The organism is Bhargavaea sp. CC-171006 (assembly GCF_009761675.1).
Classification (GTDB): domain Bacteria; phylum Bacillota; class Bacilli; order Bacillales_A; family Planococcaceae; genus Bhargavaea; species Bhargavaea changchunensis.
On the sequence record NZ_QUZH01000027.1, the window covers coordinates 151,190 to 166,669 of the forward strand.

The 15,480-nt window shown below is 54.5% G+C and carries 13 protein-coding genes; all 13 read right to left on the reverse strand.

The window, feature by feature from the left end; all coding sequences use genetic code 11:
* Window positions 1-189 precede the first annotated feature (189 nt).
* The gene (locus DZC51_RS12880) at window positions 190-1,002 is read right to left on the reverse strand and encodes a cell division protein FtsQ/DivIB (protein ID WP_157296537.1); all 813 of its coding nucleotides are present in this window, start codon (window positions 1,000-1,002) and stop codon (window positions 190-192) included.
* Window positions 1,003-1,017: 15 nt separating this feature from the next.
* Window positions 1,018-2,109, reverse strand: coding sequence for an FtsW/RodA/SpoVE family cell cycle protein (locus tag DZC51_RS12885; protein ID WP_157296539.1), 1,092 nt, complete (start codon window positions 2,107-2,109; stop codon window positions 1,018-1,020).
* 36 nt (window positions 2,110-2,145) lie between these two features.
* Entirely contained in the window at window positions 2,146-3,489 is a 1,344-nt protein-coding gene (gene murD / locus DZC51_RS12890; protein WP_157296540.1) for a UDP-N-acetylmuramoyl-L-alanine--D-glutamate ligase, read from the reverse strand.
* Between the two features lies 1 nt (window position 3,490).
* Window positions 3,491-4,462 carry a phospho-N-acetylmuramoyl-pentapeptide-transferase gene (gene mraY, locus DZC51_RS12895; RefSeq protein WP_157296541.1) on the reverse strand — a complete coding sequence of 324 codons (972 nt, stop codon included), beginning with the start codon at window positions 4,460-4,462 and terminating at the stop codon, window positions 3,491-3,493.
* A gap of 54 nt (window positions 4,463-4,516) precedes the next feature.
* Complete coding sequence (locus tag DZC51_RS12900) at window positions 4,517-6,451, reverse strand: penicillin-binding transpeptidase domain-containing protein (RefSeq protein ID WP_465252471.1); 1,935 nt, start codon at window positions 6,449-6,451, stop codon at window positions 4,517-4,519.
* A gap of 62 nt (window positions 6,452-6,513) precedes the next feature.
* Entirely contained in the window at window positions 6,514-8,691 is a 2,178-nt protein-coding gene (locus tag DZC51_RS12905; protein ID WP_232524137.1) for a penicillin-binding protein, read from the reverse strand.
* A gap of 35 nt (window positions 8,692-8,726) precedes the next feature.
* Window positions 8,727-9,104, reverse strand: coding sequence for a cell division protein FtsL (gene ftsL, locus DZC51_RS12910; protein WP_157296545.1), 378 nt, complete (start codon window positions 9,102-9,104; stop codon window positions 8,727-8,729).
* A gap of 55 nt (window positions 9,105-9,159) precedes the next feature.
* Window positions 9,160-10,095, reverse strand: a complete 936-nt coding sequence (gene rsmH, locus DZC51_RS12915; RefSeq protein ID WP_157296547.1) for a 16S rRNA (cytosine(1402)-N(4))-methyltransferase RsmH — start codon at window positions 10,093-10,095, stop codon at window positions 9,160-9,162.
* Between the two features lie 27 nt (window positions 10,096-10,122).
* Entirely contained in the window at window positions 10,123-10,554 is a 432-nt protein-coding gene (gene mraZ, locus DZC51_RS12920) for a division/cell wall cluster transcriptional repressor MraZ (RefSeq protein ID WP_157296549.1), read from the reverse strand.
* Between the two features lie 334 nt (window positions 10,555-10,888).
* On the reverse strand, window positions 10,889-12,505 hold the full coding sequence (gene bshC, locus DZC51_RS12925) for a bacillithiol biosynthesis cysteine-adding enzyme BshC (protein WP_157296551.1): 1,617 nt from the start codon (window positions 12,503-12,505) through the stop codon (window positions 10,889-10,891).
* 74 nt (window positions 12,506-12,579) lie between these two features.
* Window positions 12,580-12,972 (reverse strand): DUF3397 family protein, encoded by a 393-nt coding sequence (locus tag DZC51_RS12930; protein ID WP_157296553.1) that lies wholly within the window; start codon window positions 12,970-12,972, stop codon window positions 12,580-12,582.
* Window positions 12,965-13,870, reverse strand: a complete 906-nt coding sequence (locus DZC51_RS12935) for a ketopantoate reductase family protein (RefSeq protein WP_157296555.1) — start codon at window positions 13,868-13,870, stop codon at window positions 12,965-12,967. Before DZC51_RS12935 ends, DZC51_RS12930 begins: the two co-directional genes overlap by 8 nt.
* Window positions 13,871-13,930: 60 nt before the next feature.
* The gene (locus DZC51_RS12940) at window positions 13,931-15,472 is read right to left on the reverse strand and encodes an acyl-CoA carboxylase subunit beta (RefSeq protein ID WP_157296557.1); all 1,542 of its coding nucleotides are present in this window, start codon (window positions 15,470-15,472) and stop codon (window positions 13,931-13,933) included.
* Between the last annotated feature and the right edge of the window lie 8 nt (window positions 15,473-15,480).

Here is a 15,480-nt window from a genome sequence, read left to right on the forward strand (position 1 = left end):
GGATGGCACCTCCTTCTGATCCTCTTAAACATCATTCTATTTCATTCTCAAGTCAATGTTAAGTATATTCGTAAATTATGTTTAAAAACCTTCAATTCCCGGTCCATCTCTACTTTAAACGTAAAAGGCTTGTTCTAGCAACTTATTGAACGGCGAGATGCCGGCCAAGTTTTGCCGGATGCCGGCTGTTCATGGAATTTCAATTTCCTGTTCCTCAGGTTCCCCTTCAGGACTGCCTTGCCCCTCTCCGTCACTCTCGCTTTCTCCGTCACCATAAATTTTTTCATAGCTGGTAAAGTACACTCCTGCTTCGAGATCGATGACCCCTTTTCCCTCTTCCGTAAGCTGTGCAACGATGGATGGATAGTACTCCATCTTCTCGGCAAATCCGGAGATGACACCCCGGACTTCATACCCATCTGTCATAAACGCAGTGATGGAGCCGTTGTCGGTATATTTCAGCTCTGATATAAGGGAAGTGATGGAGGCAGGTAGTTTTTCAAGTTCCTTTACCATCTTCTTCATCTGTTCCGCTTCGCCGAAGTCAGCGAGAATCGGAGCGGGGGGAGGTGTATCGGATATCCGGTCGAAAACTGATCCGTCTGCCAATACCGGATTGAAACCTGATTCACCCTGTATGATGGCCACGATTGGGAACTCGTCCACTCGGATAACAACATCACGGAAGTCTTTCCTGATGACTTCCGCCCCTTCAACCCCTTTCAGGCCTTTTACCGACCGCTCCGCTTCACCGGCGCTGAATCCCCAAAGAGCGTCTCCTTTCCGGATGCCGGATGCCCGGATATATTCCTCCTCGCCCTGAAGGGCTGCACCCTCCACCCGGATCTCCCTCACTTTGCTGAGCGGTGATTGGAAGTATAGAAGAACCGCAAGCAGCAGGAGGAACAGGACGAACAGAAAAATGAAGTTCCGGTTCGTCCTTCGCCTTCTCCTCTCCTTTAGCGAAGGAATGCGGTCTTCAATATCAATCACTTTATCCATACGGAAGGCCTCCTTTCAGCCCTTTCCCCCACCGGATCCGAATCTCAGGATGAGGGCTGCCGCAATCCAGGCGGCAAGCAAAGATGATCCGCCGTAACTGATAAACGGCAGGGTGACGCCCGTTACGGGAAGCAGACCCGTCACAACCCCGATATTGAGGAAAGACTGAAAACCCAGCATGGCCGCCATCCCCGATACCATTTGAAGTGAAAATGGATCCCGCTGTCGTGCCGCCAGTCCGAAAGCTGAGGCAGTCAGCAAAAAGAAAAGAAGGATCACAGCAGTAGAACCGATAAATCCGATTTCCTCGGCTATGATGGCAAAGATGAAGTCGTTTTGCGGCTCAGGAAGATAAAGATACTTTTGCCGGCTCTGGCCGTATCCATATCCGAGCAGGCCTGCGGGTCCCACGGCGAGAAGGGACTGGATCCCCTGGAAACCGCTTCCCAGAGGGTCGCTCCACGGATCAAGGAAAGCTTTGATCCGGTCGAGCCGGTATGGCGCAGCAGCAATCAGCGCCGTAATGCCGGCTGCTCCGGCCGCTCCAAGTCCGAAAAAGAACTTCAGCGGATAACCGGCAATCAGGAGTACGCAGAATGCGGAAACAGTCATGATCATCATAGAACCGAAGTCCGGCTGAAGCATGATCAGACCTGCCGGCAGCAAAATCACTGTCAGATGCGAGAGCCTGAACACCTTGCGGCCCCGCTGTTCCCCCAGCATGGAGGCAAGTTTGCCGATTACGGCGATCTTCGTGAATTCTGCCGGCTGGAGGCTGATCGGCCCCAATGCAATCCAGCTCTGCGAGCCGTTGCGCACCGCTCCGATTCCCGGAATCAGCACGCCGACCAGAAGAATGATAGACAAGATGTAGACGGCATTCCAGAACCTTTTGTTCCCGACTCCCCTGAAACGGAGGATAAATGCAGCCGCGGCCAATGCCACGGCAAGATAGATTCCCTGCTTCAGGGCGAACGGGAGGGTATCTCCATAATGGATCTCACCCCAGTAAGACCCTGCAGAGTGGACAAACATGATTCCCAGAAGACTGAGCGCTGCAGCAGCGGAGGCAAACAGGATCAGGAGCTTCTTTTCCAGTGCATGCATCCTTCCTTGTTATGGATCGGTTTGACTGCCCGGATGTCAGAGCTTCCGGACAGCTTCGATAAAGCGGTCGCCCCGTACCTCGAAGCTTTCATACTGGTCCCAACTTGCGCAGGCGGGAGACAGCAGAATGGTGTCCCCTTCCTCGGAAACACGGGCAGCGATTTCAGTTGCCCGCTCGATGTCTGAAGCATCATGGATTTTCTCGACTCCGCACGATTCAGCAAATTCACGGAGCCGGCCGGCTGTTTCTCCGAAGACGACAATCTCTCTGACCCGGTCCATGAACGGACGCAGTTCCTCGAATGAATGCCCCCTGTCCAATCCTCCTGCAAGAAGAACAACAGGACCTTCGAATGCTTCAAGGGCACTTTTCGTCGCGAGGGTGTTGGTCGCTTTTGAGTCATTGTAGAATCTGCGTTTTTTCCACTCCCGGATAAACTGCGTCCTGTGCCGGACTCCCGAGAAGGAAGAGAGGACGTCCTTGATTGCATCCAGCGGACAGCCATATGTAAGGGCTGCTGCCGTCGCCGACAGGATGTTTTCCAGATTGTGGCGTCCCGGCAGCAGAATGGCGGAACGGTCCAGCAAACGTTCCCCGTACCAGTATACCGCGTCCCCGTCTGCGCTGATGCCTTCATCTGAACGGCCGGACAGCGTGAATGGGATTTTTCTTGCACGGGACCTCGCTGCGTATTCCGCAACGGCTTTCTGGTCGGCGTTATAGATCAGCACGTCCTCAGGCAGCTGGTTGCGGGTGATATTAAATTTTGCTTCCCCGTATTCTCCGAAAGTCCCGTGGTAATCTATATGCGCCTCGTAAAGGTTGGTCCAGATAGCGATTTTCGGCCGGAATCGCTCCGTGCCCATCAGCTGGAACGAGGACAGTTCGATGACGACGGCCTGATCCGGCTTCGCATCTGCAGCGACCAGGCATGACGGCGTTCCGATATTACCTGCAATCAGCGGATTCTTGCCGCCGATGTTGAGCATATGGTACAGGAGCGTTGTGGTCGTCGTCTTTCCGTTGGAGCCTGTGACACCGAGCAACGGGGCTTCGCTGATCAGATATGCCAGCTCCACTTCGGTCCAGACCGGTATGCCGGCTTCCACCGCCATCGAAACGACGGGGTGGTCATATCGGATGCCCGGATTTTTGACGACGTAGTCAAATCCCCTTTCAAGCAGGTTTTCCGGGTGGCCGCCGAGAATCACCTCGACGCCCAGTTCACGAAGTGGTGCAGCTTCAGGATCTTCTCCTCTGGCATCATTAACCGTTACGTCGGCGCCAAGCCGGCTCAGGAGCCGCGCAGCGGCAGAACCGCTTTTGGCAAGCCCCAGCACGAGCACGCGGCTGCCTTCAAATTGGTCTATCGGTTTCATATCAGATCACCTCCGGCAATACCGCAATAAGTGCAGCTGCAAGCGCTGCTGTCCAGAAAACGATGACAACTTTCCATTCGGACCATCCGGACAGTTCGAAATGATGGTGGATCGGACTCATCTTGAAGATTCGCTTGCCCGTCGTCTTGAAAGAAATCACCTGCAGGATGACGGACAGCGTCTCGATGACAAATACAATGCCTACGAGAAGGAGGAGCAGTTCCTGCTTCATCAGCACTGACAGCATCGCCAAAATACCGCCGAGCGCCAGTGAACCGGTATCCCCCATGAAAATTTTGGCGGGGTTGGCATTAAAGAGAAGGAACCCCAGAAGCGCACCGGTCACAGAAAATGCAACCAGAGAAAGGTCTTCCTGCCCGTAAACAAGTCCCAGTACCCCAAATGCCGCAAAGGCGATAGAAGAAGTGCCTGCGACAAGTCCATCCAGGCCGTCCGTCAGGTTGACTGCATTTGAAAACCCGACAAGCCAGAAGATGAGGAACAGGACATAAAACGGTCCCAGGTCAATCTCCAACGATGTGAAAGGCAGTCCGACTGTTGTCTCGAACGGCCCAAGCCGGAGCAGCAGGTAAGAAACGACAGCGATGACAATCTGTCCGATCAGTTTTTGCAAAGATGTCAGTCCCAGATTGCGCTTCAGGACAACTTTGATGAAGTCGTCCAGGAATCCGATCAGCCCGAACCCCGCAAGGACAAGCAGCAGGACGATCGTCTGGGTGGTCAGCAGACCGTTCATCCAGCCGAGGGCGAGTGCAGTCACGATGATGGAAAGGATGAAGATGATACCTCCCATCGTCGGGGTACCGGCTTTTTTCAGGTGGGCCTGCGGGCCCTCTTCCCGAATGCTCTGGCCAAACTTAAGCCGCCTGAGCATCGGGATGAGCGGTAGCGCAAGAAGCGCAGATATGATAAAGGCGATCGCAATGATCGTGATGGTCGTGGCGAGTGTCATGTATTCTCGTTCTCCTTTAAAAAACGGCGGTGCCTGTTGCAGCACCTTTTATCGTTAATCTTTTCTTTCAGGCCCGGCATAAAGGTGGAGTGTTCCCGATTCTTCCAGGAGGGTCCCCTGCTCCGGCAGCTGCCGGATGACGGTTCCGCCTTTTGATCCGTGCCATTCCAGTTTCACAGTGTACAGCATCTGTCTGATTTCGTCATATGTTTTTCCTGTCAGGTCAGGAACACGGATCTGGACGGGATCGCCCCATCGGTATTCCCGCTCCAGCTGACCTTTCCTGGGTCCGATTCCGCGGACCGCAGCAACATCGCCGATGATCCTGCCGACAATCGGAGCCGAGATCGTTCCGCCGAACTGGACCTCATTTTTCGGGCTATCCACCGCTACATATACCAACACATCCGGATCGTCTGCCGGAGCAAAGCCGATAAAGGATACGATGTAGTCACCCTCCTTATAGCGGCCGTCCTCAACCTTCTGTGCAGTACCTGTTTTCCCGGCAACGCGCAGGCCGTCGACGAACGCATTTCGTCCGGAACCGTTTGCGACGACAGATTCCAGCGATTCACGAACTTTCTTGGACGTTTCTTCGCTGATCACCCGGCGTTTTTCTTCCGGGCCATACTCCTTGATCGGCTCGCGTGTTTCCGGATCCAGCACACGGCTTACGACATAGGGTTTCATGATCTTTCCCCCGTTGACGGCTGCCGCCACTGCCTGCACCTGCTGGATCGGCGTGACGGAGATTCCCTGACCGAACGAGGTAGTCGCATGTTCTACCGGTCCGAACGCCTCTTCCGAAAACAGGATGCCGGACGCCTCGCCGGCAATTCCGGAACCGGTGCTTGCTCCGAAACCGAAATCCCGGATATATTTCATGAGCTTATCTTTCCCGACCCGCTGGCCGAGTTCGATGAACCCCGGGTTGCATGAATTCTCGACGACTTCAAGGAAAGTCTGGGAACCGTGTCCTTCGCGCTTCCAGCAACGCAGACGGGCTCCTTCCACGAGGGCATAGCCCGGGTCATGGAAGTGGTCTTCCTCAAGGTTCACCTTCCCCTCTTCAAGCGCCGCGGCCAGTGTGATGATCTTGAAAGTGGATCCCGGTTCGAATGTCATCCAAACCGGCAGGTTCCTGTTAAAAATGGACGGGTCGACGGAGGCATAGTCCGCCGGGTTGAAATTCGGGGAGGAGGCGAGGGCGAGAATCTCTCCCGTGTCAGGATCCATGACGATCGACAGCGCCTGTGCAGCATCATACTTCAGCATGGCCTGCTCAAGTTCACGCTCCACAATTTCCTGGATGCGCACATCGATTGTCAGTTCCACATTGGCACCTCCCCCGCCTTCGACCCAGCCGTCCGCGACATGGGGCAGCGGGTTGCCTTTGGCATCGGTAAACAGCCGGACCTTTTCCCCTTTTCCGGAAAGCATCTTGTCGTACGCATACTCGATTCCTGCCAGCCCCTGGTTGTCATATCCGGTAAAACCGACGAGTCGGGAAAGCATATCGCCATAAGGATAGTCCCTTACATAGTCGACGCCCGTATAGAGCCCGGGGATCCCTATCTTGCCTATCTGCACGGCAGTCTTATAGGGGATGTTCTTGCCTTCAGGCGCGAGTTTAATGATAGACGCTCTTTTCGACATTTGCTCTTCCAATTTTTTCGGATCCGCATCGATCAGTGGTGCAAGTTCTTTTGCGGCACCGGGAATATCCCGGTTCTGGGATGGCATGAAGTAGAGAGTGGGCGCAATCCGATTCCCGATGATGCGGTTGCCGTTCCGGTCCAGGATTTCTCCTCTCTTCCCGGCAAACGGAAGCTCCCGATCCCAGTTTTCCATCGCCTTTTCGGTCAATTCGGCATTGCGGACAACCTGGACATGGAACAGTTTCGCTAGCAGTGCGGCAAACAGGACTGCGAGGACGAGAAAGGCCAGACGGAGCCTTTTTCTCATCCGGGCTTCGATAAAGCGTCGCACATTTTCCCCACCTTACGTTTTTCTTACAACGTATGACAGGCCTGCAGGTGCTATTCAGACGCTTAGTCCAGCGGAAGTTGCTCTTCCTCCTGATCTTCTCCCTGTCCGGATACGGCGGCTCCCTCCTCCGGGGTTTCAAGCTGAATGACCACCGGAGCAGAGGTATCCCCTTCTGATCCGGGAGAAACGCTCTGCGATACGGCATAGCCCTCGCCGCTCATCTCAATCTGGATCCCGGTCATGGATGCGTAAGCAAGTATGGTTCGCTTTGGCCATCCGGTAAAGTCCGGTATGATCGCTTCACCTTCCGTCTGGAGCAGAACGACGCTTTCCGGAAGGACCGGTGTCCCTTCTGCAGGGAACTGGGCAACGACTTTCCCTCCGTCGCCTGTAGAAATTGGACGGATATCGTTTTCCGAGAGTTCTGCAGATGCTGAATCTGCTTTCTGACCGGCAAACTCAGGAAGCCGGTAAGCCGCTCCTGCAGCCTGTTCCTCATCAGGACGGATATTGAGGTGTTTCAGGCTGTTTTCCATGACCGGCTTGAATATTTTCGATACCGGGATGGAACCGTACTCTCCGGCAGGGATTTTCGGCCGGTGGACGTTCACATAGACGATCAGCTGTGGGTCGTCTGCCGGCGCCATGCCGAGGAATCCGTACAGGAGATTGTTCGTTCCTCTGAGATAACCGCCCTTGCCGTCCGGGATCTGGGCAGTTGCTGTTTTCCCGGCGACAGAATAGTCGTTTAACTTAAAGATCTTTCCTGTCCCTTTCTCGGAGGTGATGGTCGATTCCATCATCTCCAGCACTGTTTCCGCGGTTTCCCCGGAAATCGGCTGGGCCTTTGTCTCAGGCTGGCCTTCCCTGAGCACTTTGCCTGTGTTCGGATCCTTGATTTCCCGGATCATATAGGGTTGCATCATTTTTCCGCCGTTTGCAACTGCAGTGGCGGCCTGCACCATCTGGATGGGAGTGACGGTCGATCCCTGCCCGTAAGACGTAGTCAGCCGCTCGACGGGTCCAACATCGTTCAGGCTCCCGGACGCTTCTCCCGGGAGGTCGATGCCGGTTTTCTGCCCGAAGCCGAAGTTCCGGAAATGATTCATCATCTCCTTCCCGCCCATCCGCTCCAGAAGGTTCGCCATCGAGACGTTGGAGGAGCGCTGGAAGCCTTCCCTGAAGGAGATCCATCCCCATCCTTCCCGTTTATGGTCGTAGATGGTCGTGTCATAGATGGAGTAACTTCCTGACTTGAAATAGTCGTCCGGCTTCCAGACTCCTTCCTCGATCGCAGCAGCGAGGGTGAAGATCTTCATCGTCGATCCCGGCTCGATCGTGTACTGGACAGCCTCATTCAGCCAGTTGGAGGACAGCCCTTCCCTCGTCCCGGGATCGAATGTCGGCCGCTGGCTCATTGCAAGGATCTCCCCCGTCTTCGGATTGGCGACGATCACCGACATCCGCTCGGGGGAATACTCTTGCTCCACCTGCTTCATGGAATCCTCCACAAAGTTCTGGATCGTCTTGTCGATGGTCAGCTTGATATTCGCGCCATCCTCCGGAGGGGTCACCTGCTTTTCGGCACTGGGCAGCAGATAGCCCCATGTGTCACTGTCGTAGGCCATCTTTCCATCTTTACCGGAAAGCAGTTCGTCATAGGTCTTTTCAAGACCCATCTGCCCGATCGTCTTCATAGACCCGTCTTCCTGCTCCTTCTTCTGCGCAAAGCCGATCAGGTGCGAGGCAAACGGCCCGTTTGGATAAAAGCGTTTCTTGTCTTTCACGAACTGAATGCCCGGGAGGTCGAGCGCCTCGATCTTCTTCATCTTATCATGGCTCAAATCCCTTCCTGCCGGCCCGAATTCCACTTGGTACACACCGGGATCATCCTGGCGGTTCAGCCGATCCAGAATTTCTTCCTCGCTCATGTCGATATGCTCTGCCAGAGCCCGGGCCGTCTTTTCCCGATCGATGACATGGAGCCAATCCTCATCTTTGACGTCTTTGCTCGCCTTCTCGGAAAGAACTGCAATCAGCTTGTAGCTCACGGTATCTTCCGCAATCGGATTTCCCGAACGGTCAACTATCTTGCCCCGGTCTGCACTCAGTACCTGTTCCCTTTCGTATTTTGCCTGGGCCATTGCCCGGAGCGGCTGACCTTCGGCTTCGCCAGTCACCTGAATGTATAGGAATCTTGAGAATAAAAGGAAAAAGAGCCCCCCATAGACGCAAAACATCAGGAAGGCTCCCCATTGGAAACGAAACTTCTTTTTCATTGCCCAGGCACGACCTTCACGTTTTTCTCATTGAGCGACAGGCCGAGCTCGCGGGCTTTGCCCCAGATGCGCTCGTAGGTCGATTTCTCGCTCACTTGAATGGACAAATCATGATTTTGCTTGGCCGTTTCCGTGATATCGGATTGGATCAGCTGGATCTCCTTGTTCACCTCGTTGAGGGATGACTGCGCCTGAAGAAGGATAACCGCAAACATGGCCACAGCGGCGACAAACGCTACGAACAGCGTTTTTTCACCTTTTGTGAACCATTTTTTTCTGCGTTCCGGTTGTATCTCCGGCGCGGGTGCCGGTACACGGGTGATCTCGGGTTCCTGTATGTAAGCATGGTCAAACTTGCGTGCTTCAAGCGCCATCGTAACTAGTCCCCCTTGGATTGTTTTTTCTCGTTTTCTTTATGTGTGTCAAGTTTTATCTCTGTTTTTCTGCGATTCTCAGTTTTGCCGAATGGGATCTGTTGTTGTTCTCCAGTTCCTCTTCGGTAGGCAGGATCGGCTTGCGTGTGATCAGCTTCAGCTCGGGTTCCATTCCTTCGGGAATCACCGGGAGGTTCGGAGGCAGATCGGGCAGCGAGGATGCTTCCTTGAACATCGTCTTGACCAGCCGGTCCTCCAGCGAGTGGAACGTGATGACACTGATCCGTCCTTCCTTGTTCAGAAGGCCGATTGCATCCTGCAGCGAGTCCTCTGCCGCCCCCAGTTCGTCATTCACCGCGATCCGGATGGCCTGGAAGATCCGTTTTGCAGGATGTCCGCCCTTTCTTCTTGCCGCCGCAGGAATGCCTGCCTTGATCAGTTCCACGAGTTCAAAGGTGGTCCGGATCGGTTGATCCTTTCTCGCTTCTTCAATCTTCCTCGCGATCTGTTTGGAGAATTTCTCTTCGCCGTAGCGGTAGAATATGCGGACCAAGTCCCCGTATGCCCATTCATTTACCACTTCATAGGCACTGAGAGGGGCGCTTTGATCCATTCTCATATCAAGCGGTGCATCATAGCGGTAGCTGAAACCCCGCTCCGGGGTGTCGAATTGGGGCGAAGAAACTCCCAGGTCATAAAGCACACCATCCACGCCGGTAATTCCCAATTGTCCGAGTTCTTCCTTCAGGTAGCGGAAGTTCGATCTGACGAATGTAATCTTGTCCAGGTGGTCGGCAAGGCGCTCACGGGCATGGCGGATGGCGGTCTCATCCTGATCGAAACAGATGAGCCTTCCGCCCTCTCCAAGTTGCTGCACAAGATATTCACTATGGCCGCCGCCGCCGAGTGTGCAGTCGACATAGAGGCCGTCCGGCCGGACGTTCAGTCCGTCGACTGTCTCTTTCAGCAGCACGGTCACATGATCGAACATGTCCGTTCCCTTCTTTCATCGGTAGGTTTAAATGTCAAAGTCAATGAGGTTTTCGGCGATTTCGTTGAAGGAGTCTTCCGATTCCTCGAAATATCCTTCCCAGGCTTCCTTGGCCCAGATCTCGATTCGGCTGGAAACCCCGAGCACGACGCAATCCTTCTCAAGGCCGGCATAACTCAAAAGGTTCGCAGGTAAATTGACGCGTCCCTGCTTATCGAGTTCCACCTCAGTTGCCCCCGAGAAGAAGAATCGGGTGAATGCACGGGCATCTTTTTTGGTGACAGGCAAAGCTTTCAGCTTTTCTTCAAGCTTTTTCCACTCGTCCATGGTATAGGCGAACAGGCATTTATCCAATCCGCGGGTAACGACGAATCCGCCGTCCAGATCATCGCGGAACTTTGCCGGAATGATCAGCCGGCCTTTTGCATCAACCGTATGCTGATATTCGCCCATGAACATGTGCCTTCACCCCACATCGTAAACTTAATGTACCACATCCCCCCACTTTCCTCCACCCGTTTTTGCAAATCTCTTATATTACAATTTGGTAACGGAAAATGTGGATCCGGCCGAGTTCATTTCTATATCGGATTTAAGCTGCACCGCCTTCACATAAGGGCTAAATCGACCATAAAGAAACCGGGTATTCCAGCCAGCAAAGTCAACCCGGAACGCTTCATCTCGACTTCCATTACCTGTAAGAGCAGTTTGTCCATCCACGGCTTTCTTATATACGGGCAAATAAAAAACACCGCCTCATGAAAGGCGGTGCCAGTCGATCCAATATGGTGATTCAAAGACGGACGATGTGATGATCCCCCGGATGTCCGGCCAGAGATGACGAAAGGTCGGCAATAAAGTCGGGACCGTATTCGTTCATGTACTGGAATGGGGTGAACTTCCGCTCCTGGTAGCCGCCCTCCGGCAGCAGTTCCGCTTCAAGGCGGCTGTACCTTCGTATCGCCGTCTCATGTTCGAGAAGGACCGATTCACGAATCTTTTCTCTCAGGTAGTTGAACTGCCGTTCATGAAACCCGATATTTCTCGCAATCAGTTCCTGGACATCTCTGCCCTTGGATTCCAGGGAGGACGAAAGCTCACGGTATCCTGCCTTCAGCTGTTCTTCCATTTCCGCAATCCGGCCGGCCGCTTCGCGGTCGCTGATCCGTTCGATGAACGACTGTTTTTCTTCTTCAGCCTTGCCGGCCAGCACATCTTCTGCAGTCAGGCCGGTCTCCTTGAGAAGGCCCGCTGTCAGGCGGCTGATAATGGTCAGGGACTGACGGGGAACGACGACCGGCATACGGATACCCATCTCTCGGAACGCAGGCCGCAACAGTGACCAGTAGGCGATTTCTCCGGGACCTCCGACAAACGTCAGTACAGGAATAATCAGGTCCTGCATGACCGGTCTGGTGACAACGTTATTGCTGAGCCGCTCAGGATGCGCGCGGGCGATATCCGCCAGGTCTTCTTCGGAAAACGAGAAGCCAGACTGGCTGTTGACAAATCGACCGCCCTCCCGTCTGAGAAGGAACCGTTCTCCGGAGTCCACGTAGAACAGATGTGCATCCTCCTCTTCCGCACCTAGCGGACGGTCAAAGCCGTCATGCCCGAAGCGTTCCTCCGTTTCCGCCACCCCGGCTGCAATCCCGGCCGAACGGCTGACCATGTTTTCGAAATGGGGCGCTTCAAGCTGCCTGAGTGCAGGATCGGCCGCATCAATCAGCAGCAGCCCCTCTTCACTGAAGAGCCGTGCCATAAGCGCAGCAAAGAAAGAGGTAAAGGTCGAATTGCTTTTCAAACAGCCGAGAACAGTATCAATCAGGCTTTCGGTATGTGCGGTTTCCCCAAAATCCCGGAAAACGCCCCGGATATACGATTCCATATCGGCGGGATCAAATAAAGTCTCCGACGCCATTGTCTTAGCTCCGAACGGAACCGGGAATTGCCGTTTCACTGTACGATCATCCGCAATCGCATAGGCATGGTTGATTTCAAGGAGATCATGATCCTCCCCGGCAACCCAGAAAACAGGAACTACAGGCGTTCCCAGCTTTTCGCGGAGCCGGCGCGCTTCCGCGACGACGGACAGGGCTTTGTTCACTGAGTACATCGGACCGGTCAGAAGTCCCGCCTGCTGTCCTCCGACGACTGCAGGAGCGCCTTCTTCAAGTTCCCTCAGATGGGTTTCCGCTTTAGCGGACAGACCTGCCTTTTCCATGAACCCCCGGATGATCCTGCCGAGTCCTTCACGGTCAAACGACCTGCTCTCGAGTTCCTTCAGCCTGGCAGAGTAGCCGGCTGCATCCGGAGTATAGTCAAAATATGTATGGATAAAATCCGGGTCGTTCAAATAGGCGTCCATCACTTTACCCGCCGGCCGGATGTCCAGTCGTTCAATTTCCATGTCGAAAACCCCATTTGTATTCTTTAATCGAATCCGATTATAGCATTCCCAATCAGCCTAATAAAAAATTCCGCTCAGCCTCCTGTGTAATCCGCAATCATGACCCCGATACCGATGACGAATGCGGCCATGTAGGCTGCAGAGAGGATCAGGAAAAGCAATCGCCAGATTTTCCTTAGGAGAGGGCCGATTTCCAGCTCACGCTCCGTCCTGCGTTCCCGGTAGGTCATGTAAAGTGCAAACACGATCACCGCGATGCCCAGATAGAATCCTATCCTGTAACCGGTAAAAGCCGCCACTACAGCCGGCACTGCCGGCAGCAGCAGAAATGTCGTAAAATCCGCGGCTCTGTTGAACCCCTTTGCAGGATCCTTGTACAGGCGGGTGAATACGGTGAAGAGAACCATGAAAGCAACAGCCGGGAAGGCAATCAGAAACCCTGCCGTCCCAAAGAAGAAGTTAGCCATAGCGGAGTCCTCTCCTTTCCATTGAACGGACGAGGTCATACATCGCCGCCAAAATCGGAAGAGAGGCATCGCGATCCCGGGCAAGCGCTATGACACCGCCCATGATCGAATCGGCTTCCGTCTTTCTGCCCGCAATGAGATCGGCCAGCATTGATGAAGTGTTATCCGCTGTATTCCGGCAGAGCGACAGCACTTCGTCCAGAGTCACTTCGTCCGCAGCCTCCGGAAATGCCGCAGTTATTTCTGCATGCAGCCGCACAAGAAGTGCACGGAGGTCGGGGTCTTCTGCAAGCAATCCGTTTCTGACACCGGCAACAGCCGTCACCGGATTGATCAGACAATTCTTTATGGCCTTTTTCAGGAGAAGCCGCTCCGGCTCCTCTTCCGCCGGGAAAACAGGAAAAGTTGGAGAATCCGCAGTCAGCAGCTGGTGGAAGGGGTGAAAATCACCGGAAACAGCCGAGATCCGGAGAGGACCCGCCCCGGTGTGCTCAACCGACCTGTGGCCCGTTTTCCTGGCTCCGTGCTCGACCGTCCCGAACGCAACCGGCCTGTCCCCAAAGCGGGAAGCCCAAGTCAGATGCCCCAACCCGTTCTGGATAAACAGCAGCGGTGACCGGCCCGTTATTCCGCCGGCTCCCGCAAGAAATGTCTCCAAGTCATATGATTTCATGGCCAATATGGTCAGACCGCCCTCTCCGGCAGCCTCAGGTCTCGCCGTCGCATCGACCCTGAAGACTTTTTCTTCACTCCCTGCTGAAAGCAGGATCCCTTCATTTAGGATGGCAGCCGCCTGCTCCGCAGTCCTGGTGACCATCCGGATATCAAATCCAGCCTCGGCAAGGCGTGCGCCGATCAGCATCCCGACCGCTCCGGCTCCAGCTACATTGATCCTCATCGCCAAACTCCTTCCCCCAATGAAAAGGCCCGCCGGAGGGCAGGCCTTGATACAGTACTATTATACCGGATTGACCGGGTGCTTGCGAAGTGGCGGTGCGACTTCTTTCGTAGCATACATGCTGAACCTGGCTGCCAGCGCTGAGCGGAGGTGGTCGGGAGATACGATATCATCGATGATCATCTCAGATGCCAGCTTATAGATATCAATCTGTTCCTTGTACTCCTCACGCTTTTCCTGGATGAATTGGACCCGCTCTTTGGGATCTTCGATCGCCTGGATCTTGTTCGAATACACGGCATTGACCGCGGCTTCCGGACCCATGACCGCTATCTGTGCCGACGGCAGCGCGATGCAGGCATCCGGTTCGAATGCAGGGCCGGCCATTGCGTACAGCCCGGCACCATATGCCTTGCGGACGATGACAGAAATCTTCGGCACCGTCGCGGAACTCATTGCGGAGATCAGCTTGGCGCCGTGACGGATGATGCCGGCACGTTCCACCTTTGTTCCGATCATGAAGCCCGGTACATCCGCAAGGAACAGAAGCGGGATCGAGAACGCATCACAGAGTGAAATGAACTTCGCTCCCTTATCGGCCGAATCGACAAAGAGCACTCCGCCTTTTACTTTCGGCTGATTGGCGATGATGCCGACCGGGCGGCCCTCGATGCGGGCGAGTCCCGTGATGAGTTCCGAAGCAAACAGCTTCTTGATCTCAAAGAAGCTGCCTTCATCGATCAGCCTGTCGATCGCCTCGTACATATCGAAAGGCGCGTTCTGATTTTTCGGAATGACCTCCCCGAGCGGGCGGCCTTCGATTACCGGAACAGGCGTCCGGACTTCGGGTTTTTCCATGAAGTTGGACGGGAAAAAGTCCAGATAGGCTTTTGCGGCTTCGATTGCTTCCTGTTCATCTGCGGCCAGCCAGTCCCCGCATCCGCTGACCGTACAGTGCATGCGGGCACCGCCCATCTCTTCAAGCGTTACCTTTTCCCCTATCACTTCTGCCGCCATCCTCGGTGATCCGAGATACATCGAAGCATTCCCGTCAACCATGATGACGATATCACAGAACGCCGGGATATAGGCGCCGCCTGCTGCGGACGGTCCGAACAGGAGGCAGATCTGAGGAATGACGCCGGATAGGCGTACCTGGTTGTGGAAGATCCGCCCCGCGCCCCTGCGGTTCGGAAACATGTCCAACTGATCGGTGATCCGTGCTCCTGCAGAATCGACGAGGTAAAGCAAAGGAACCTTCAGCTGTTCCGCCGTTTCCTGGATGCGGATGATTTTTTCAACCGTGCGGGCTCCCCACGAACCTGCTTTTACCGTGGAATCATTGGCCATGACACAGACAGTCTTCCCCCCGACCTTTCCTGTGGCTGTCACAACTCCGTCCGCCGGCAGATCTCCGGCCTCAACGTTTGCAAATCGTGCGTCTTCCGTATATTCCCCATCATCAAACAGCAGCTTGAGCCGGTCCCTCACGAAGAGTTTGCCCTGCTCCTTCAGCTTTTCATGATACTTCTCATGTCCCCCTGCGAAAATCTGCTCCAGTGACTTTTCAAGTCGCTCATTTTCGTTTGTTTTCACTGTCATTCCACTTC